18 protein-coding genes are annotated in these 19,202 nt (G+C 67.6%); 9 read left to right on the top strand and 9 right to left on the bottom strand.

The features are described from left to right. The first annotated feature begins 25 nt into the window (after window positions 1–25). A complete protein-coding gene (locus ABFG95_RS20070) occupies window positions 26–1,066 on the top strand; it encodes a quinone-dependent dihydroorotate dehydrogenase (RefSeq protein ID WP_278990584.1) in 1,041 nt (346 codons plus the stop codon). A gap of 211 nt (window positions 1,067–1,277) precedes the next feature. Here the strand turns inward: ABFG95_RS20070 and phaP are convergent, their stop codons facing one another. Then, window positions 1,278–1,859 (bottom strand): TIGR01841 family phasin, encoded by a 582-nt coding sequence (gene phaP, locus ABFG95_RS20065; protein WP_049071680.1) that lies wholly within the window; start codon window positions 1,857–1,859, stop codon window positions 1,278–1,280. A 383-nt stretch (window positions 1,860–2,242) separates the two neighbouring features. Here phaP and ABFG95_RS20060 point away from each other — a divergent pair, with 383 nt between their 5' ends. Next, window positions 2,243–3,220, top strand: a complete 978-nt coding sequence (locus ABFG95_RS20060; RefSeq protein ID WP_049071679.1) for a tripartite tricarboxylate transporter substrate binding protein BugD — start codon at window positions 2,243–2,245, stop codon at window positions 3,218–3,220. Between the two features lie 132 nt (window positions 3,221–3,352). Here the strand turns inward: ABFG95_RS20060 and ABFG95_RS20055 are convergent, their stop codons facing one another. From ABFG95_RS20055 to ABFG95_RS20045, 3 genes are all read right to left on the bottom strand, one after another. Beyond that, the gene (locus ABFG95_RS20055; protein ID WP_049071678.1) at window positions 3,353–4,216 is read right to left on the bottom strand and encodes an IclR family transcriptional regulator; all 864 of its coding nucleotides are present in this window, start codon (window positions 4,214–4,216) and stop codon (window positions 3,353–3,355) included. A gap of 159 nt (window positions 4,217–4,375) precedes the next feature. Then, entirely contained in the window at window positions 4,376–5,188 is an 813-nt protein-coding gene (locus ABFG95_RS20050; protein WP_049071676.1) for a molybdopterin-binding protein, read from the bottom strand. 49 nt (window positions 5,189–5,237) lie between these two features. Then, complete coding sequence (locus tag ABFG95_RS20045) at window positions 5,238–6,041, bottom strand: EI24 domain-containing protein (RefSeq protein ID WP_049071675.1); 804 nt, start codon at window positions 6,039–6,041, stop codon at window positions 5,238–5,240. A 63-nt stretch (window positions 6,042–6,104) separates the two neighbouring features. Between ABFG95_RS20045 and ABFG95_RS20040 the strand changes: the two genes are divergently transcribed. Further along, window positions 6,105–6,488: a thioredoxin family protein gene (locus ABFG95_RS20040; protein ID WP_348994861.1), complete on the top strand. Its 384-nt coding sequence runs from the start codon at window positions 6,105–6,107 to the stop codon at window positions 6,486–6,488. A 55-nt stretch (window positions 6,489–6,543) separates the two neighbouring features. On the opposite strand, the gene ABFG95_RS20035 is transcribed toward ABFG95_RS20040, so the two are convergent. Further along, entirely contained in the window at window positions 6,544–7,320 is a 777-nt protein-coding gene (locus ABFG95_RS20035; RefSeq protein WP_175144738.1) for an IclR family transcriptional regulator, read from the bottom strand. Between the two features lie 174 nt (window positions 7,321–7,494). Between ABFG95_RS20035 and ABFG95_RS20030 the strand changes: the two genes are divergently transcribed. From ABFG95_RS20030 to ABFG95_RS20020, 3 genes are read left to right on the top strand one after another with little or no spacing between them, the layout of a single operon-like run. Then, window positions 7,495–8,400, top strand: a complete 906-nt coding sequence (locus ABFG95_RS20030; protein WP_175144739.1) for a polysaccharide deacetylase family protein — start codon at window positions 7,495–7,497, stop codon at window positions 8,398–8,400. Between the two features lie 13 nt (window positions 8,401–8,413). Beyond that, window positions 8,414–9,412: an asparaginase gene (locus ABFG95_RS20025; protein WP_348994860.1), complete on the top strand. Its 999-nt coding sequence runs from the start codon at window positions 8,414–8,416 to the stop codon at window positions 9,410–9,412. Window positions 9,413–9,440: 28 nt separating this feature from the next. Continuing rightward, entirely contained in the window at window positions 9,441–10,661 is a 1,221-nt protein-coding gene (locus ABFG95_RS20020) for an MFS transporter (protein WP_348994859.1), read from the top strand. Between the two features lie 100 nt (window positions 10,662–10,761). Here ABFG95_RS20020 and ABFG95_RS20015 read toward each other — a convergent pair whose 3' ends face one another. Next, the gene (locus tag ABFG95_RS20015) at window positions 10,762–12,222 is read right to left on the bottom strand and encodes a DEAD/DEAH box helicase (RefSeq protein ID WP_175144741.1); all 1,461 of its coding nucleotides are present in this window, start codon (window positions 12,220–12,222) and stop codon (window positions 10,762–10,764) included. Window positions 12,223–12,464: 242 nt separating this feature from the next. Next, entirely contained in the window at window positions 12,465–13,418 is a 954-nt protein-coding gene (locus ABFG95_RS20010) for an AraC family transcriptional regulator (RefSeq protein WP_059269417.1), read from the bottom strand. A gap of 128 nt (window positions 13,419–13,546) precedes the next feature. Here ABFG95_RS20010 and ABFG95_RS20005 point away from each other — a divergent pair, with 128 nt between their 5' ends. The 3 genes from ABFG95_RS20005 to ABFG95_RS19995 are packed head-to-tail and all read left to right on the top strand — an operon-like array spanning window position 13,547 to window position 18,051. Next, window positions 13,547–15,622: a TonB-dependent siderophore receptor gene (locus ABFG95_RS20005; protein ID WP_278990587.1), complete on the top strand. Its 2,076-nt coding sequence runs from the start codon at window positions 13,547–13,549 to the stop codon at window positions 15,620–15,622. A gap of 10 nt (window positions 15,623–15,632) precedes the next feature. Beyond that, window positions 15,633–16,889 carry an MFS transporter gene (locus tag ABFG95_RS20000; RefSeq protein ID WP_175144744.1) on the top strand — a complete coding sequence of 419 codons (1,257 nt, stop codon included), beginning with the start codon at window positions 15,633–15,635 and terminating at the stop codon, window positions 16,887–16,889. Further along, window positions 16,882–18,051: an FAD-dependent monooxygenase gene (locus ABFG95_RS19995; RefSeq protein ID WP_348994858.1), complete on the top strand. Its 1,170-nt coding sequence runs from the start codon at window positions 16,882–16,884 to the stop codon at window positions 18,049–18,051. The genes ABFG95_RS20000 and ABFG95_RS19995 overlap by 8 nt, the downstream gene beginning before the upstream one ends. A 6-nt stretch (window positions 18,052–18,057) precedes the next feature. On the opposite strand, the gene ABFG95_RS19990 is transcribed toward ABFG95_RS19995, so the two are convergent. Both ABFG95_RS19990 and ABFG95_RS19985 read right to left on the bottom strand, forming a co-directional pair. Next, on the bottom strand, window positions 18,058–18,393 hold the full coding sequence (locus tag ABFG95_RS19990) for an AzlD domain-containing protein (RefSeq protein WP_348994857.1): 336 nt from the start codon (window positions 18,391–18,393) through the stop codon (window positions 18,058–18,060). Then, window positions 18,390–19,139, bottom strand: coding sequence for an AzlC family ABC transporter permease (locus ABFG95_RS19985; RefSeq protein ID WP_054416522.1), 750 nt, complete (start codon window positions 19,137–19,139; stop codon window positions 18,390–18,392). Before ABFG95_RS19985 ends, ABFG95_RS19990 begins: the two co-directional genes overlap by 4 nt. Between the last annotated feature and the right edge of the window lie 63 nt (window positions 19,140–19,202).

Raw genomic sequence — 19,202 nt, 5'->3', positions numbered from 1 at the left:
CAAAGACGCTTTACAATCCCGCTCCATGTCGATCCTCTTCCACGCCTATCCCCTGGCCCGCCCGGCGCTGTTCGCCATGGACGCGGAAACCGCCCACGAAGTCACCCTGTCGGGACTGCAGCGGGCCTACGAATGCGGCGCCACGCGCAAGCTGCTGCAGGCGCAGCCCAAGGCGCCCTGCACCCTGATGGGCATGCAGTTGGCCAACCCCATCGGGCTGGCGGCGGGACTGGACAAGAACGGCGCCTATATCGATGCGCTCGGCAACCTGGGATTCGGTTTCGTCGAGGTCGGCACGGTGACGCCGCGGGCGCAGCCGGGCAATCCCAAGCCACGCATGTTCCGGCTGCCGCGCGCCAACGCGCTGATCAACCGCCTGGGTTTCAACAACCAGGGGCTGGACGCATTCCTGGCCAACGTGCAGCGCAGCCAGTGGCGCAAGCAGGGCGGCATCCTGGGCCTGAACATCGGCAAGAACGCCGACACCCCGATCGAACGGGCCGCCGACGATTACCTGATCGGCCTGGCCGGCGTGTACCCGCATGCCGACTACGTCACGGTGAACATCTCGTCGCCCAACACCAAGAACCTGCGCGCGCTGCAAGGCGGCGACGAACTGTCGGCCCTGCTGGCGCAACTGGCGGACAAGCGCCGCGCGCTGGAAGACCAGCACCAGCGCCGCGTGCCGATGGCGGTGAAGATCGCCCCCGACCTGACCACGGAACAGATCGACGCCATTGCCGACGCGCTGCCGCGCCATGGCATCGACGGCGTCATCGCCACCAACACGACCCTGTCGCGCGATGCCGTCGCCGGCATGGCGCACGCCGAGGAAGCGGGCGGCCTTTCCGGCGCGCCGGTGCATGAGCTGTCGCTGGCGGTAATCCGCCGGCTCAAGGAGCGCCTGGGCGACAGCCTGGCGATCATCGGGGTGGGCGGCGTGCTGTCGGGCCGGCAGGCCAAGGAAAAGATGCAGGCTGGCGCCGACGCGGTGCAGCTCTATACCGGCCTGATCTACCGTGGCCCGGCCTTGGTGGGCGAGTGCGTGCGGGCTGTCGCCCGCTGAACGCCGGGGACGCCCCTCTGCCCCATCGGAAGCCCGCCGAGGCGCCCGCCCCGCGACGCGCCGCAACGTGGTGGAGACACGCCCCGCCGCCCCGACACGGGAAAAGGGCAAAAAAAGAGGCCACCCGAAGGGTGGCCCTAATTCCAGCTCTGCTCTGTCACTCAACAGTACTACATAACTGCAATTTGCGCAGCAAGGCCGCGCCAAATACTCAGGCGGCGCTGCGGCGGCTGCGGCTGGCAACCTTGGTGGCGGCGTCGGCGGCATCCGTCGCGGCCTTGAAGGTCGCGTTGGCGGCGGCGTTCAGGTTCGACTCGGCGACTTCGGCGGCCTGCTTGGCGGCCTTGGTCAGCGAATCGTAGGCGCTGTTGGCGGTGGCCAGCGAGGACTTGATCAGGGCGACGGCGCTTTCCGAACCCGTGGGGGCGTTCTTGGAGAACTGTTCGACGGCCTCGGTCAGCTGCTGCTGGCCTTCGGCGATCTGTTCTTCGGTCAGCTTGACCAGGTTGCCCTGCACGCCGGCGACGATGTCATACACGTGCTTGGTGTAGGCCAGGGCCTTTTCGGCGCCCGGCTGCAGCAGGCCGGAGGCGAACGCCGCGGCTTCCTGCGGGTCCTTCACTTCGGCGGCTTGTTGCGACTTCTGGGCGACTTCGTCCAGCGTGGCGCGCACGACCTTCAGGTTCAGTTCGACCAGCTTTTCGAAGCCGGCGAACACGGCCGACTGGGCGGCCACGAAAGTGTTGATGCTGGCTTTTTGACGGTCCAGGACTTGTTGCGGGATAGCGCTCATAGAATTGCTCCTTTTAGGGGTAGCCGGAGGCTGTCCGGCGAGTAAGGATGGTGTCTGCGACGAAATAAGGAACGTGCGCGGAAACTGGTACTACAAGCTACCGCCGGCCCGTTTGATGCACTGCACAATTGACATTCTACGGGCCTAAAAAACCTTGTCAAGCAATATTGGTGCAACGCAACAACTATTTGCACATTAACAGTGCAGGCGCCGGTGCCGGGTTGATCCAACGCAAGCATTTCCCATGATTCGGGAAATACCCGACATGACGGCGTATCAATTCTTTTCTACACTGCTTGCACGCTGATGACAGATAAACACAAACGATAAGTCAGCGGTCAAAAACACATCGCAGCAAGCAAAACCCTGCAATTGGAGACTTCATGACCCTCATCCCCCGCACGCTTTCGGCCCTGCTCGCGGCCAGCGCCATGCTCGCGGCCGGCGCCGCCCACGCGGAATTCCCGGAACGCCCCATCAACATGGTGGTGCCTTTCGCCGCAGGCGGTCCGACGGACAACGTCGCGCGTTCGCTGGCTGAAGCCATGCGGCACTCGCTGGGCCAGACCGTCGTGGTCGAAAACAAGGGTGGCGCGGGCGGCACGATCGGCACCACGCAAGTGGCCCGCTCGCAGCCGGACGGCTATTCCGTACTGCTGATGCACGCCGGCTTCTCGACGGCGCCCTCGCTGTATAAGAATCCGGGGTATGACCCCTACAAGAGTTTCGAGCCCATCGGCCTGGTCGTCGATGTGCCCATGACCATCATCGCGCGCTCGGACTTCCCGCCCAACAACATCCAGGAACTGGCCGACTACGTCAAAAAGAACAAGGACAAGGTCTCGCTGGCCAACGCCGGCATCGGCGCCGCCAGCCACCTGTGCGGCACCATGCTGGTCGAGGCCCTGGGCGTGCAACTGCTGACCATCCCCTACAAGGGCACGGCGCCGGCCATGAACGACCTGCTGGGCAAGCAGGTCGACCTGCTGTGCGACCAGACCACCAACACCACGCAGCAGATCGACAGCGGCAAGGTCAAGGCCTACGCCGTCACCAGCCTGCAGCGCGTGCCCACCCTGCCCAAGCTGCCGACCATGGACGAGTCCGGCTTCAAGGGCTTCGAAGTGGGTATCTGGCATGGCATGTGGGTGCCGAAGGGCACGCCCAAGCCGGTGGTCGACAAGCTGGTCAAGAGCCTGCAGGCCGGCCTGGCGGATCCGAAGTTCCAGGAACGCATGAAGCAGCTGGGCGCCACGGTGTTGACCGCCGACGCCAACCCGCAGGCCCTGGACGCCAAGGTCAAGCAACAGGTCCCGCAGTGGGCCGAGCTGTTCAAGAAGGCAGGCGTCGAACAGCAGTAATTCAGGGCGGGCCCCGCCGGGCGGGGCCTGCGCTGTGCATCGCGCCTGGCGGATAGTTTCGCCACGGCCATGAAAAAGCCCCTCGGTTGCTGAAACCGGGGGGCTTTTTCATGGCCGCGACAACGCAGGCGATCAGGTGCGCATCGCTTCCGCCGCCATGCCCAGGCCGTTGAAGCCGCTGGACACCGAGGGCTCGTAGCCCAGCGCCTCGGAAATGCTGGCGGCCGTGTCCACCAGGGCCTTGATCCACTCGTCCTGCAGGCGTTCGGCGGGCGCCGAGATCGACAGACCAGCCACCAGCTTGCCGGTGTCATCGAAAATGCCCGCGGCGATGCAGCGCACGCCCAGTTCCAGTTCCTCGTTGTCGCGCGCGTAGCCGTGGCGGCGCACCAGCGCCAGCTCGCGCTCGAGGCGGTCGAGATCGGTCAGGCTGTTGCGGGTGTGGCCGGCCAGGCCGGTGCGCAAGGCATAGGCGCGCACCTGGCGGGCGTCTCCCGTGGACAGGAACAGCTTGCCGGTGGAGGTCAGGTGCAGCGGCGCGCGGCCGCCAATGGCGCGCACCACCTGCATGCCAGAACGCTCGCTCCAGGCGCGGTCGATGTAGACGATTTCGTCGCCCTGCTGCACCGACAGGTTGATGGTCTGCCCGGTGAGCTTGTGCAGCGAGCGCATGGCGGCGATGGCCGCCTCGCGCACGTTGAGCCGTCCCTTGACCAGCGACCCCAGCTCCAGCAGCCGCATGCCCAGCTGGTACAGGCCATTGTCCACCCGCTCGACATAGCGACCCACCACCAGGTCGTTCAGGATGCGATGCGCGGTGGAGGCATGCAGACCGGTGGTCGCGGACAACTCCTTGAGCGTGACCGGATCGGGCTGCGCGGCCAGCGCGTCAAGCAGGCGCATGGCGCGCTCGATGACCTGGATGGCGATGGGATGAGCCGAGGCGCCGTCGGTTTCGGCATCCAGGGCATTGCGTGTGGAGGAAGGACGGGACATGGGACGGAAAGGGGCTAGCGCGGCGCCACCGAAAGAAACCTTACTTGCGGCAACGCAGCAAACAGTTCTTTCCCGTATTGTGAAATTTACCGGGACATTTGGCAACCGTTTTTTGGTCCCGGAATCGGGGACGCTCCCCGATTCGTCCGCGACGTCGCGTCAGGCCCCGGGCGGCGCCAGCTTGCCGCCCAGGCGCAGCACCTCGGCCCGCAGGAAGGCCAATGCCTCGGCCGCCGCCTCGGGTTCCCCCTTCACCCCCAGGTCGATGTGGGGCGTGCCGCCGGCTTCGCCGACGCTGGGCAGGCTGAAGGCCCGCACGCCCGGCCACCGGGTTTCCACGGTCTGCATGGCCGGCGTAATGCGCGATTCCGGCATGCTGAATACGAGGAACGAGTGCTCCGCGTGGCGCCGCGTATGCTGCAATGCACGATAGCGCGTGTCGAGCGTCCATTCGAGCATCGGCCACGCCATCACCGGAAAGCCGGGCACAAAGGTGTGATCGCGGATGAAAAAGCCCGGAATGCGGTTGTACGGATTCGGCACGATCTCGCAGCCCTGCGGAAACACGCCCATCTGCAGGCGCTGCTGGTTTTCGGGGGCGCTCATGTCGGCCGTGCCCTGGCCCTTGGCCGCCATTTCGGCGGTACGCAACGCAATCGCCTCGGCTGCCTCGGGATGCAGGGCCAGCGGCAGATCCAGCGCGGCGGCGGCGGCCTGGCGGGTGTGGTCATCGGGCGTGCCGCCGATGCCCCCGCAGGAAAACACCACGTCGCCCGTGGCAAAGCTGCGCCGGTAGGCGGCCACCAGGGTGTCGCGGTCGTCCGGCAGGAACTCCGCCCAGCCCAACTGCATGCCGCGCGCGCCGAGCAGTTCGACGACCTTGGAGAAATGCTTGTCCTGCCGGCGGCCCGACAGGATTTCGTCACCGACGATGATGAGGCCGATGCGGCGGGAGGCGGATTCTGCTGCCATGGTCCGGTTCCAGAAAGTGGCGGTTGAGGGATCGGGCGACGGCGCCGCGTCAGGCGACGTCGATGGTGCGTTCCTGGCGCAGGCGCTGTACCGCGTCCAGTCCGTAGTGCGCATAGACCAGGGCGGAGAACACTGGCAGGATGATCCAGGCTGGCGGCAACAGGTTCAGCAGCGCACAGATCAGCCCGATGATCCAGAAGCCGCCGTTGTTGCGTTCCAGGATGAGTTTGCGCTCGGCCGGGCTGGCGTGCTCGACGATGGCGTCGACCCGCATCATGCGCGAGAAGGCGAAGGTCCACCAGAAGATCGGCAGCACCAGGGCCATCGGCGGCACCAGCCATAACGGCAGGGTGAATAGCCAACCGAGCACGAACGCCCCCGACACCCAGACGGCGTTCCAGACGCTGACGGTGGTGGCCAGCTTGCCCTGCCGGCTGAGGCCGGCATATTCGCGCTGGCTCACGTGGCGCAGCACCAGCGGCATGACGAAAACCGCCGCGATCGCCAGGCCCAGCACGCCCGACAGCGGCAGCAGGATAGACACCGCGACCAGCGGCACCAGGTAGAGCTTGAGCGAGAACAGCCCCATCGCCAGCAGCCATTCGTCGGTGCGGTTGATGAAGTCCCAGTGCGAGGCCTGCGCGGCGAGCCAGTCGGTCAGGGGCGTCCAGAACAGCCAGAACAGGAGCAGCGCGCCGACCAGCGCGATCAGGAAGGGCAACAGCAGCGCGAACAGCATCGTCGGATGGCACTGCGACACCAGCGCGCGCTTGAAGGCCTGTGCCACGCCGCCCATGCTGCGGGCAAAGCGGCCGGTGCCGGGCATCTCGGTATCAGGGCGCAGGACAGGCATGGCGGGAGAAATGGAAGGTGATCATCCCGGGTATGATAGTCAAACACGCTTTCCCGCGCTCGTATGACATTACTGGTTCCCGGCTCCGATCTCACTGCCCTGCGCGCCCAACTGGCGGCCTCGCCCAAGGCCTGGCTGGTGGCGTGTTTCTGCGCCGCCTGGTGCGACACCTGCGAAGAATACAAACCCAAGCTGCGGGCGCTGTCCAGCTCCTTGCCGCAGCATGTTTTCGCCTGGATCGACATCGAGGATCACGCCGAATTGCTGGGCGAGGTCGACGTCGAGAACTTCCCCACGCTGCTGATCCAGATCGGCGGCCGCGTGGTGTTCTACGGCCCGATGCTGCCGCACATCGGCCATCTGGAACGTCTGCTGGAAAGCCTGGACGAACGCAGCGCGGCGGTCACCTCGGCGCTACCCGATTTGCCCCGCCTGCTCGCCGCCTGACGGCCACGCCGGACCGGAGATCCACGCCCCCGGGGAGGCTCGGCCCAATTCGCCGTTATTGCTGCAACAAGGCGCCGATGGCTTGCGCCGCCCCGCGCAGCAGCGGCACGATCTCACGCACCCGGGCGTCCGTCATGCGGTTGTGGGTCGCGGCGACCGTGACAGCGGCCAGCAACAGACCGCTCTCGCCATACACGGGGACACCTAGCGCGCTGATGCCGGGCACCGCGCGATTGGCGATGTGCGCGTAGCCAGCCTTTGCCACCAGCGCGCAATGCGCGCGGACATCGTCGGCGTCCAATTCCCCATATGCCCCAAGCCGCGGCGCAACGGCCTCGATGATGCGTTTCTGTTCCGCGGCCGGTAACGCCGCCAGCAGCGCCAGGCCGCCCGCGCTGACCCCCAGCGGTTGGCGGCTGCCCAGCGGCAGCGCCGGCGTCTGCACGGGATAGGTCCCCTGGATGCGATTGATGCAGACGGCGTCGTCGCCGCTGCGCACAAACAGGAACGTCGTATCGCCCGTCACGCGCGCAAGGTCCGCCAGGGTGGCCGTGCTCAGGTCGCGCAGATTGAAACGATGCGCCGCCGCCAGGCCCAGCTCGAACACCAGGGGACCCAGCCGGTAACGACGGGTCGCGGCATCCTGCACCGCCATGCCTTGCGCGACGAGCGCCTTCAGCAGCCGATGCATGGTGGGCCGCGTCAATTGTGCGGCCTGCGCCAGATCGACCAGCCGCAGGCCGGCATCGGCTTGGCGCGCCAACAGTTTGAGCACCAGCACCGCCCGGGTAATGCCTTGGGCGCCATCGACCCGCGCGAGAGAATCGTTCATGCTATTCCAATTAGTGGAATTATTTTCGGTTGTGTTGCGAGCGAATTTATCGCAACGCTAGCATTTATCGCCAGTTGCTGGAGTATTTCACCGAATCATTGATTTCCATTTAATTCCAAATAATGGAATCAGATGTGAACTGCTCCCGCGTGTTTCCTCACATGGAGCCTGCCGATGAATCCCCCCTCGCCCGTCTGGTCCGCTCGCGATCGCGTCGCCTACGAGCCGATTACCCAACGTCGCCCATTCGTCCTGCCCGACGGCGCGCGCGTTGCCGTCTGGACCATCGTCAACGTGGAAAACTGGCTGCCGCAACATGCGATGCCGCGCGCCGTCCTGCCTCCGCCGATGGGACAGCCGTTGCTGCCGGACATTCCCAATTGGTGCTGGCACGAGTACGGCATGCGTGTCGGCTTCTGGCGCTTCCTCGAGACCTTGGGCGCGCGCGGTCTGAAGGCCACGCTGGCGGTCAATGGCACCGCCTGCCGCGAATACGCCCAGGCTTGCCAGGCGGCGCTGGCGGCCGGCTGGGAATTCATGGGCCACGGCCATGTGCAGCAACCGATGCACCGGGTGGCGGACCAGGCCACGGCGATCCGCGACACGATCGCGGCCATCCGTGATGTCACCGGCCAGGCGCCGCGAGGCTGGGAAAGCCCCGGCCTGACCGAGACGGATGACACGATCGACCTGCTGGCCGCCGCCGGCATCGAATACGTGGCCGACTGGGTGCTGGACGACCAGCCGGTGCCCATCAGGACACGCACGGGAAGCATGCTGTCGGTGCCCTACACCGTCGAACTCAACGATGTCGTCATCTCCGCCGTGCAGCAGCACCGGTCCGAGGAATTGCTGATCCGCGGCCGCGACCAGTTCGACCAGCTCTACCGGGAAGGGGCGAGCATCCCGCGGGTCATGGCGATCTCGATCCACCCCTATCTGACGGGCGCGCCGCATCGCATCCGCTACCTGGCCGAGCTGTACGACCACATCCTGTCGCACCCGGATGTATGTCTGTGCACCGGCGGCGACATTCTCGATATCTATCGGAATCAAGCCGACCAACCCGAGCAGGCCTAGCCCGGAGCCGAACATGGACCTTCCCCGCGTTCTCCTGCTGGCCACTGGCGGCACCATCGCCATGACGCCCGGCGCCGATGGCGGCATCGCGCCCGCATTGGACGCCCATGCCCTGGTCGCCGCCGTTCCGGACCTGGCCGCGGTGGCCAGCCTGGAGGTCATCGCTTTCTCCAACAAACCCGGGGCGTCCCTGACGCAGCAAGATCTCGCACGGCTGGCGGCCTTGATCGAGGAAGGATTCGCCCGCGGCTGCCAGGGCGCGGTGGTGGTCCAGGGCACCGACACCATCGACGAAACCGCCTTCGCCCTGGAATTGCTGGCGCGCCGCCCGCTGCCCATCGTCGTCACCGGAGCGATGCGCGGCGCGGCGGCGCCGGGCGCCGACGGGCCCGCCAATCTGCTGGCGGCAGTCACCGTGGCCGCCGCCCCCGCGGCGGCCGGCATGGGCGCGCTGGTGGTGCTTGGCGACCAGGTGCACGCCGCCCGCCATGCGCAGAAAGCGCATACCACGCTGCCGTCGGCCTTCCATTCGCCCGGCCGGGGACCGCTGGGCACGCTGTGCGAGGGGCGCCTGCATCTGCACGGCCGACTGACGCCGCTACCCGCGCTGCGGTTTCCGCGCCCATTGCAGGAAGCGCCCATCGCGTTGCTGCGTATCGGCCTGGACGACGACGGCAGGTTGCTACCCGCGCTACCTGACCTGGGCTTTCGCGGCGCGGTCATCGAGGCGATGGGGGCCGGCCATGTGCCAGGCCACCTGGCTCCGCTGCTGGGCGACCTGGCGGCGCGGATGCCCGTCGTGCTCAGCACCCGGGTGGCCGCCGGTCCGGTGCTGCGCGCCGCCTATGCCTTCCCCGGATCGGAGAAGGATCTGCTGTCCCGCGGGCTGATCCATGGCGGCGCGCTGGGGGGCCTGAAGGCACGCCTGCTGCTGCGCCTGCTGCTCGCCACAGGCACTTCCCCGGAGGCGCTGCCCGCCGAATTCGCCCGACGCTGCGGCGCGCTCGCCTAGGGCCCATCGACATTCAAAGGAGACTGCCATGCAAACGCGCCGCTACGCGCTCGGGATGTTCGCCGCACTGCTTTTCTCATATGTCATCAACGCCATCGACCGGCAGCTGTTTTCAGTCCTTGCCACGGATGTCCGCAACGCCCTGGGCCTGACCTTGCCGCAGGTCGGCCTGGCGTCGACGGTCTTCACGCTGGGCATGGGCCTGGCCGGCATACCCACCGGCTATCTGCTGGGCAAGGTGTCGCGCAAGTCCGTCACGCTGATCGGGCTGGTCATCTTTTCCGTGGCCACCTTCCTCACCGCCTATGCGAAAGGACTGCCGGACCTGCTGGCCTATCGGTTCATTTCCGGCCTGGGCGAAGCCATGCAGCTGACGGCGCTGCTCGCCATTGGCACGAGCTACTTTCTGCAGCACCGGGCGGTCGCCGCGAGCTCGCTGAATTTCACATTCGGCATCGGCGCCATCATCGGTCCCAATCTCGGCGCGGCGATCCTGGCCGCAAGCCACTGGCAGATGCCCTTCATCGTTTTCGGGCTGTCGGGCATCATCGCCATCATCCTGATCGTGCCGCTGGTCAAACCCTGGTTCAGCGAAGCGCAGGCGCTGCCGACGCAGGCCGAAGACACCGCCAGCCCGGCGGCCGGGACAAGCCTGTGGGCGCGCACGCCGGCCATGCTGGCCATCGCGACCGCGTTCGCCGGTCTGTCGATCTATGGCTATCTGGGCTTGTATCCCACCTACCTGCGCGAAGCCCTCGGTTTCAGCCCCAAACAGGCGGCGGGCGCAGTCAGCTTCTACGGCCTGGGCGCCCTGCTATCGCTGCTGGGAGGCTGGCTCGGAGACCGCTACGACTATCGCAAACTGTTGTTCGGGTCGCTGCTGCTGTCCGCGTTGACCGGAGGACTGCTGTTCACCGACCTGGAGAAATCGCTGAGCGCGCACGCCGCCATGTCGTTCATCTTCGGCGCCGCCATCAGCGGCATGGTGTATGCCAACCTGTCGGCCGGCATCATCAAATCCGTCAGCCGGGCCAAGGCGGCGCAGGCATCCGGCCTGTTCGTGGCCAGCCTGTATGTGCCCGCGGCCTTCGCCGGGTATTTGCTGGGTCAATTGAAATTGACGCTGGGTTGGACTCAGGCCGGCATTCTCCAGGTAACGGGCTGCGCGATCCTTGCGGCATTGTTCTCGATCGCGGCCGGCGTGCGACGCCCGGATCCGATCAATACAGCGACGACAAGCGCCCCATGAACGCCGCACCACCGTTGTCTTGAAATAAAAAAAGCGTCCATCGAGGACGCTTTTCCATTGGCGCGGGCCGCATCGGCGATGCGGGCGCGCGGCGCTGCCGCTACTTGCGGCTGCCGCCCAGCAGGACGGCGATCTGGCGCTTGGGCGCGGACGAATTGCCACCCTGGCGCGGGGCGTCGGGCTCTTCGGCCGGGGCCGATGGCGCCGACGGTTCGTAGGGCTTGAGGAAGAAGTCGTCCACCGGTTGGCGCGACGAGCCGCCACCCGAACGGCGTTCCGACGAACGGCCACGCTCGCGGCCGCCTTCGCGCGGCGACGCGGCGCGCTCTTCGCGGCGGCCATGGCCATGATGGCTGCGCGCGACCAGGTCGGCGGGCAACTCCAGCGTGCCGCGCGGCACTTCGCGCTTGATCAGCTTTTCGATGTCGAGCAGGAAACGTTCTTCGTCGGCGGTGAACAGGGCGATGGCTTCGCCCGAGGCGCCGGCGCGGCCGGTACGGCCGATGCGGTGCACGTAATCCTCGGCGTTGTACGGCAGGTCATAGTTGATCACGCAAGGCACGCCGGCCACGTCCAGCCCGCGCGCGGCCACGTCGGTAGCCACCAGTACTTCGAGATCACCGGCCTTGAAGGCTTCGAGCGCCTTCATGCGATCGGCCTGGGTCTTGTCGCCGTGGATCGATTCGGCCTTGACGCCGTCGCGCTCGAGCTCGCGCGCCAGGCGCGCCGTGCCGATCTTGGTGTTCGAGAACACGATGACCTGCTTCAGGCCGCGCGACTTCACCAGGTGCACCACCGCCGCGCGCTTCTGGTCGCCGCTCATCTTGTAGGCGATCTGCGTGATGGTGTTGGCCGTGGCGTTGCGGGCCGCGACTTCGATTTCGACCGGGTGGTTCAGGTACGAACGGCCGAGCTTGCGGATTTCGTTGCTGAAGGTGGCCGAGAACAACAGGCCCTGGCGCTGCGCGGGCAGCAGCCGGATGATGCGTTCCAGGTCGGGCAGGAAGCCCATGTCGAGCATGCGGTCGGCTTCGTCCAGCACCAGGATGCCGACCTGGCTCAGGTTCACGTTCTTCTGCTCGACGTGGTCGAGCAGGCGGCCGGGCGTGGCCACCAGCACTTCGCAGCCACGGCGCAGCGCTTCCTTCTGCGGACCGATATCGACGCCGCCGAACACCACCGCGGAACGCAGCGGCGTCTGCTTGCTGTAGCGCTTGACGCTTTCGTAGACCTGGTCGGCCAGCTCGCGCGTGGGCGTGAGGATCAGCGCGCGCACCGGATGGCGGGCGGGGGAGGCGCTGGTGTTGGCCAGCGGCATCAGGCGATGCAGGATCGGCAGCGTGAAGGCCGCCGTCTTGCCGGTGCCGGTCTGGGCCGCGCCCATGACATCGCGCCCTTCGACCACGACGGGAATGGCTTGCGCCTGGATCGGGGTGGGCGTGGTGTAGCCGGTTTCGGCGATCGACTGCAACAGCAGGGGATGCAGCCCGAAGTCGGAGAACGTGGGCGTCGGCGCGGGCGCTTCGGCGGTGGGTGCTGCGGATTGAGTGGATTCAGTCATCAGGGTTAGGCAAGTACCGGGACCAGTGAAAAAGAACAAAACGAGAGTGCTGCGAGCACTGCAATGCATATGCATCGGGACAACCGGAACGCGCGCCACGCTCGCGCGGCCACGTGCGAACCACCCTAAGCGCAAGCGCGTCGCGGGCAATCGGCACCCTGCCTTGCAGGCCAGGTGGCGCATTCTGGTTTCGATACTTATGAGGGCAGTACCAGGCCCGGATTGCTGTGGATAACTTAATTTTAGCGCAGCCGGACGCCGGGGCGGTCAAGCCAGTGCCTGGGGGCGACTCCTTTGGCCTGGCGGAAGCTCTTGCTGAAATGGCTCAGGTTGCCGAATCCGGTGGCCAGCGCGGCGTCGGTGACGCTGTAACCGGCCTCCAGCATGGACGCCGCGGCGTCCAGCCGGACCGATTTCAGATAGGCATGGACCGAACGGCCGGCGACCTGGCGAAAGCCGGCCTTGAGCTTCTTTTCGCTCAGGCCGACCTCGCGCGCCAGCCGCGATACTGTCCATTCCTCGCCGTAGCGGGCTTCTATCAGGCGCCGCGCCTGCGCCAGCTGGCGCCGTTCGCGCGGCGCCGCCGGCGGCTCGCCCGCCGCATCGCTCATGGTTTCGAGCACGATGGCCAGGGCTTCAAGCGCCTTGGCGCGCATGTACAGGCGGCGCGCGGTGGCGTCTTCGTGGCGGCAGTCAAGCACATCCGCCGCCAGCCGCAACAAGCCTGGCGGCGCGGGAAAGCCCGCCATCAGCGATCCCGTGGCCGGCACGCTGTGATCGAGCACGAAAGCGCCGCGCAGCGCGGCCAGCGGCCTGCCGCCGGCGCGCAGCAGCCCGGCAGGTGAATAACGGATGTCCACCAGACGGACATTCTGCCTGCCCGGCATGTGAAACCAGCCGCGAGTCCCGCGCTCACCGGTTTGCACCACGGCCATGCCGGGCCCCACGGCCAAGGGCTCTCCCCCCTGGATCGACATGCGCGCACGGCCATCCAGGAAGACCGCGATGCAGAACATCGGCGGGCCTTCGGCGTTGACGTTGAGCCCGATCGCAGGCGTACCGCTCCAGACGGTCAGGGCCAGGTCGTCGTCACGCGACTCCGAACGCAGCATCGTCATCCACTCGGGCGGCATGGCCACCGCCGACAGCAACGGATGGTCGGCGCGCGCGATAGACGCGGCGGCGGGGGGCGTCATAGCGCCGATGGCGAAATCCAAATTTAGACCCCGATTTGAACAACGGCGGCACCGAAAACGTCAGCGCGGCGCCTATCAAACAACAATAATTCTCATTAATGATTCTACCGAAAGCCCGGACCGACAACATGACGACTGCGTTCCCTTTCCGACACACCGCATTGGCGGCCGCGCTATGCGCCCTCGCGCTCCCCGCCGCGGCGCAATCCGTCAGCGAGCTGGCCCCCATCACCGTTACCGCCAGCAAGCAGGAACAGTCGCTGCGCGACGTCAACGGCGCCGTGGTCGTCGTGCCGGCCGAGGCCCTGCAGGCCGCGCAGGTCGACAACACCATGCAGTTGTCGCGCGTGCTGCCCGGCGTGCAGATGTCCAGCAGCGGCTCGTTCCTGTACCCAGTGATCTCGGTTCGCGGCATCACGTCCGCGCAGGACTTCTACAACCCCGCCCTGACGGTCTATGTGGACGGCGTGCCGCAACTGCCGACGTTCACCTCGCAACTGCTGACCGACGTCGACCGCGTCGAGCTGCTGAAGGGCCCCCAGGGCACGCTCTACGGCAAGAGCGCCATGGGCGGCGTCCTCGACATCGTGTCGCGGCAACCGGGCGACGAACCCTATTTCCGCGCCAGCGCCGGCGTTGCCAGCCGGGACGGGTACCTGTTCAAGGCCAGCGGCGGCGGGCCGCTGGTCGACAACCTGCTGTACGGGTCGGTCACCGCCGTGGCGAACGACGCGCCCGGCCGGCTGGACAACGCCGCAACCGGCGCCAGCCATGTCGGCGGCGCCTCGGCCAATGCGGGCGCCGCGCGGCTGCGGCTGGCGCCCGCCGGCAGTCCGTGGGAACTGGGCCTGGCCGTCAGCGGCGAATGCACCCGCGCCAGCCAGGACGCCTACGTCCCGTTCGACGATCTCCATGCCAGCCACGCGTACACCGCGCCGGGCATGCCGGCGTCGCTGGCCGATTTCTACCAGAAGCGCTGCGGCAATAGCCAGTCGCTGACCGGCCGCTACGACTTCGACGGCTGGCGCTTGAACGCGGTGGCGGCCTGGCAGGCCCTGCACTACGACCGCCACTACCCCATCGGCCCCAGCTACACCAGCCAGCCCGAGCGCTGGCGCCAGCAGGTGCAGGAGCTGCGCGTGTCCACCACCGGCAAGCGCGCCGTCGACGGCGTGTTGGGCCTGTATCGCCAGCGCGTCACCCAATCGCGGGCGGTGTTCAACCAGATGCAGGGGCCGATGCCGCTGGACACGCACCAGTCCGACTCGCGCAACACCAGCGAATCGCTCGCCGCCTATGCCGACGCCACCTGGCACGCCACCGATGCGCTCGACCTGTCGGCCGGCCTGCGCTATTCCCACGACAAGGCCGCCGCGCGCTATGACGGCCAGACGCTGGATTTCTCCACCTTCGGCCAGACGCCATTCGGCGGTTCAGGCGCCAGCGCGGGCAACAGTGTGCTGGGCAAACTGTCGGCCGGCTACCGGCTGTCGCACGAATGGCGCGCATACGCCAACGCCGCGCAGGGCTACAAACCGGGCGGCTACAACCTGGCGCCCTCCAATCCCAGCGACGCCCGCCCCTACGGCAAGGAAAAAGGCCTGAGCTACGAGGTCGGCACGCGCTATGACGGCGACACGCTGCGCCTGGGCGCCGCCGTCTACCGCACCGACATCCGCGACGCGCAGCTCTATGTCGGCGGAATGGGGCAGCAACACCTGCAGAACGTCGGCAACACCCGCGCCACGGGCGTCGAGTTCGACCTGGGCTGGGACGTCTCGGCGCAGTGGACGCTGGGCCTGGACGGCTTCGTCAACCACACCACGTTCCGCAGCTTCGGCGACGCCTCCGCCTGCCAGGGCTGCGACGGCAACCGGGTGCCGTTCTCGCCGGGCTACGGCCTGACCGCCAGCGCCCGCGGCCACTTCGACACCGGCATCGGGCGGCTGTCGCCGACCTTGGCCGTGCGGCGCATCGGCGCGCAGTTCTTCGACATCGCCAACACCCTGCGCCAGGACGCCTACACGCTGGTAGACCTCAGCCTGGCCTGGCGCATCCGGCCGCAGGTCGAGGCCACGCTGTATGCCAACAACCTCACCGACAAGCGCTACCGCACCTTCGCCTTCGCTGGCGGACCGATGGGCAACTTCGCCCAGGTCGATCCGGGCCGGACGGTCGGCCTGAACGTCGCCTTCGAATACTAGGATCGGCTTCATGCGCCCAGATGTGCCCGCGCGCCTGCCCACGGCGCAGGTGATCGCCGCCATCGGCGGCATCTGCATGGCCCAGAGCCTGGTGAGCGGCATCGCCTTCCAGGGCGTGCCCGCCTTGCTGCGCGACAGCGGCGCGCCGCTGGACCAGATCGGCCTGGCCTACCTGGCGTTCCTGCCCTGGGCGCTCAAGTTCCTGTGGGCGCCCTGGATCGAACGCTACCGGCTGCCGGCGGGCCATGCCGAGCGGCGCACCCGCCGCATCGTGCTGCCCGGGCAATGGTTGCTGGCCGCGCTGCTGTTCCTGCTGGCGGGCCTGGGCCAGCCCTCCATGCCCGTGCTGCTGGCCATTCTGGGCCTGATTTCGTTGACCGCGGCCACGGTGGACATCGCCGGCGACGCGTTCGCCGTCGAACAGTTGGCGGAGAACCGACGCGGCTGGGGCAACGCCACTCAGGTCGGCTCCAGCTATCTGGGCATGTTCCTGGGCGCCGGGCTGTTCGTCATCCTGGCAGGCAGCTACGGCTGGCGCGTGGCGGCGGCCACCATGGGAGGACTGGTCCTGCTGTTGACGCTGCCATTCGCCCTGGTGCGCGAGCCGGCGCGCACGGCCCAACCGTCCGCGCACCGCCCCAGCCTGGCGCATGCGCTGGGCCGCCCCGACGTGCGCCTGGGCCTGGTCATCACGATCGTGTTCCAGGCCGGCTCCCGGCTGGCCTATGGCATGACGCCCCTGCTGCTGCTCGATCGCGGTGTGCCGCTGGCGTCGGTGGGCTGGATCAATGGAGCCGGCGCGGTCGTGGCGGGCCTGGCCGGCACCCTGCTCGGCGCCTTGATCCTGCAGCGCCTCGCGGCGGCGCGGGCGGTGGTCGTGGCCTTGGCCCTGCAGACCGTGGCGTTGGTCCTTTTCCTGGCCGCCGTGTTGGCGTCATCCTGGCTGCCGCACGCCGGCCCGCATTGGCTGGTGGCGCTGGCGTTGCTGAAAGCGGCGACGGCGGCCACCGGCTTCGTGGCCTTGTACGCCTTCCTCATGGGCCGGGCCTCGCCAGCGCAGGCCGGCGTCGACTTCACCCTGTTCCAGTGCGCCGACGCCATGATCGCCACGATCGGCGGCGTGGCCGCCGGCTGGCTGGCGCAGCACTGGGGCTATGGCATCAGCTTCGGCGCCGCGGCGGCCTTCGGCGCTGCCGGGTTGCTGGCCCTCCCTACCCTGATGCGGCGCCTGGCGCCGCCCTTTTCCCCGGAGAACGAACATGTCTGAACGCACCGTGGTCATCGCCGGCGCCGGCGTTGCCGGGCTGGCCTGCGCCTGGTGGCTGACGCGGCACGGCTGGCGCGCCGTCATCGCGGAACGCGCCGCGCACCTGCGCGATGGCGGCTACATGATGGGCCTGTCCGGCCCGGGCCTGCTGACCGCGCGCCGCATGGAGCTGGTACCGGCGCTGCGCGCGGTGGAACGCGAGATCGGCGAAAACATCTACCGAGACCGCCGGGGCCGCGAAGTCATGCGGATCCGCTATCGCGAATTGCTGAAGGAACTGGACTGGATCACCTTGCGCCGCACGGACCTGGTGCAGGTCCTGCATGGCGCGGTGCGCGACCACGCCGAGATCCGGTTGGCGACCACTGTCGCCCACTGTACCCAGGACCCCGGCGGCGTCGACATCACGCTGTCGGACGGCAGCCAATTGCGCGCCGACCTCCTGATCGGGGCGGACGGCGTGCGCTCGGCATTGCGCGCCCAGGTGTTCGGCGCCGACGATCCCCCGCTGTCCACGCTGGGTTATCGCTACGCCGCCTACGACTCCGTGGACGACACTGGCATGGCGCGGGACTTCGTGTCCTACGCAGCCCCCGGCCACCAGGTGGAATACCACGGGCTCGGCGGCGGCCGCAAAGCGGCCTTGCACGTATGGCGCAGCCATGAACACGGTTGGGTCGCGGCGCCGCAACGGCTTGGCCTGCTGCGCGAACTGTCCCGCGGCACACACGCGGAAGTCGGGCGTCAGCTGGCCATGCTGGCGCACGACACGCCCATCGTCATGGACGACCTGGCGCTGGTCGAACTGCCCTGTTGGCACCGGGGCCGCATCCTGCTGGCGGGTGACGCCGCGCATAGCCTGTCCCTTATTTCTGGACAGGGCGCGGGGATGGCATTGGCTGGCGCCTACGTGCTCGCGCAGGAATTGGGCAGGCTGCCGATTGAACAGGCCCTGGCGGCCCACGAGCGGCGGCTGCGGCCAGTGATCGAAAGCCTGCAGCAGCGCAGCCGCAAGCTGGCCCCGGTCTATGTCCCGGACTCGGCACTCGCTTTCGGCCTGCGCAATACGGCCTTGCGGCTGCTGCCCAGGCTGATCCTCAAGCGCTATTTCCTCAGCGGCCTGAAATCCGAAATGGAAGCCGCCGCCGCGCTGGGCGGATGACCGCCGTCACCCCGCCAGCCAGCGCAACCCCCACAGCACCAGCATGCCGACCACGATGACCAGCACGGCGCTGCGGGTGCGCAGGAACACCAGGATGGCGGCAATGCCGGCGACCAGCTTGTAGTCGAAGATCGGCCCCAGCCCCGCCTTCCAGGGCAGCAGATCGGGCACCACGATGGCGGTGAGCGCGGCGGCGGGCGCATAGCGCAGGGCGCGCCGCACGCCATCGGGCAGCGGAATATAGTCGCCAAACAGCATGAAGCCGGCGCGCGTCAGCACGCTGCACAACGCCAGCAGCAGGATCGCCGAATAGACGTAGATTTCGGAGGGCCAGAGGGTCATGCGCGCGCCTTGAAGAAGCGTTCGGCCCACATGCCGGCCACCACGCCGGCGATGACCGCCGCCGCCAGGCCCAGCCGCAGCGGCAGCACCTGGCCGGTCCAGGCGACCACGCCCGCGGCCAGCATCGAGATCAGCATGGGCTTGGAATTGGCCAGCGGCACCGTGATGGCCAGCAGCGCCAGCACCGCCGCGAAGTCCAGCGACCAGCCCGTGGGCACCATGGTGCCCAGGTAGATGCCGACGATCGACGAGGTCTGCCAGACGAACCAACCCGGGGCAATGGTGCCGATGAAGTACCAGAGCTGTTCGCGGGTGCCGCGCTCGGCCGCGTCGCCAAAGCGCGGCATGAACAGCACAAAGCCCATGTCGGTGGTGAAGTAGCCCAGCCCCAGGCGCTTGGGCCAGGACAGGTGGCGGAAATAGGGTTGCAACGCCGCGCCGAAGATCAGGAAGCGCAGGTTGACCACGCAGCCGGCGGCGAAGATCAGCCACAGCGGCGCACCGGTGGCGATCAGCGGCAGGGACGTGAGCTGGGCCGAGCCGGCGTACAGCAACAGGGTCATCGCCAGCGCCATGGATTCGGTCAGGCCCGATTTGACCATGGCCACGCCGGTCACCAGGCCCCACGTCGCCGTGGCGATGAGGGCGGGCACGATGGCATGCACGCCGGCGCGGAAGGCGGCCACGCGCTCCTGACGGACCTCCCGGGGGTCTTCGGTTTCGGGGAACGCGGACTCAGAGGACAACGGCGAGCCCCTGGGGATTCGAACGGAACGACATGGACACTCTGTGGGGAAGGAACCGCACGA

It is taken from the genome of Achromobacter sp. HNDS-1 (genome assembly GCF_040084795.1).
Lineage (GTDB): Bacteria > Pseudomonadota > Gammaproteobacteria > Burkholderiales > Burkholderiaceae_B > Achromobacter > Achromobacter ruhlandii.
The sequence above is the reverse complement of the archived record's forward strand: the minus strand, read 5'-3'. Positions and strand labels throughout refer to the sequence as shown.

Excerpts from the sequence above, each read along its gene's own strand:
- ABFG95_RS20070 (WP_278990584.1), top strand. The coding sequence starts at position 26 with ATGTCGATCCTCTTCCACGCCTATCCCCTGGCCCGCCCGGCGCTGTTC.
- phaP (WP_049071680.1), bottom strand. The coding sequence starts at position 1,859 with ATGAGCGCTATCCCGCAACAAGTCCTGGACCGTCAAAAAGCCAGCATC.
- ABFG95_RS20060 (WP_049071679.1), top strand. The coding sequence starts at position 2,243 with ATGACCCTCATCCCCCGCACGCTTTCGGCCCTGCTCGCGGCCAGCGCC.
- ABFG95_RS20055 (WP_049071678.1), bottom strand. The coding sequence starts at position 4,216 with ATGTCCCGTCCTTCCTCCACACGCAATGCCCTGGATGCCGAAACCGAC.
- ABFG95_RS20050 (WP_049071676.1), bottom strand. The coding sequence starts at position 5,188 with ATGGCAGCAGAATCCGCCTCCCGCCGCATCGGCCTCATCATCGTCGGT.
- ABFG95_RS20045 (WP_049071675.1), bottom strand. The coding sequence starts at position 6,041 with ATGCCTGTCCTGCGCCCTGATACCGAGATGCCCGGCACCGGCCGCTTT.
- ABFG95_RS20040 (WP_348994861.1), top strand. The coding sequence starts at position 6,105 with ATGACATTACTGGTTCCCGGCTCCGATCTCACTGCCCTGCGCGCCCAA.
- ABFG95_RS20035 (WP_175144738.1), bottom strand. The coding sequence starts at position 7,320 with ATGAACGATTCTCTCGCGCGGGTCGATGGCGCCCAAGGCATTACCCGG.
- ABFG95_RS20030 (WP_175144739.1), top strand. The coding sequence starts at position 7,495 with ATGAATCCCCCCTCGCCCGTCTGGTCCGCTCGCGATCGCGTCGCCTAC.
- ABFG95_RS20025 (WP_348994860.1), top strand. The coding sequence starts at position 8,414 with ATGGACCTTCCCCGCGTTCTCCTGCTGGCCACTGGCGGCACCATCGCC.
- ABFG95_RS20020 (WP_348994859.1), top strand. The coding sequence starts at position 9,441 with ATGCAAACGCGCCGCTACGCGCTCGGGATGTTCGCCGCACTGCTTTTC.
- ABFG95_RS20015 (WP_175144741.1), bottom strand. The coding sequence starts at position 12,222 with ATGACTGAATCCACTCAATCCGCAGCACCCACCGCCGAAGCGCCCGCG.
- ABFG95_RS20010 (WP_059269417.1), bottom strand. The coding sequence starts at position 13,418 with ATGACGCCCCCCGCCGCCGCGTCTATCGCGCGCGCCGACCATCCGTTG.
- ABFG95_RS20005 (WP_278990587.1), top strand. The coding sequence starts at position 13,547 with ATGACGACTGCGTTCCCTTTCCGACACACCGCATTGGCGGCCGCGCTA.
- ABFG95_RS20000 (WP_175144744.1), top strand. The coding sequence starts at position 15,633 with ATGCGCCCAGATGTGCCCGCGCGCCTGCCCACGGCGCAGGTGATCGCC.
- ABFG95_RS19995 (WP_348994858.1), top strand. The coding sequence starts at position 16,882 with ATGTCTGAACGCACCGTGGTCATCGCCGGCGCCGGCGTTGCCGGGCTG.
- ABFG95_RS19990 (WP_348994857.1), bottom strand. The coding sequence starts at position 18,393 with ATGACCCTCTGGCCCTCCGAAATCTACGTCTATTCGGCGATCCTGCTG.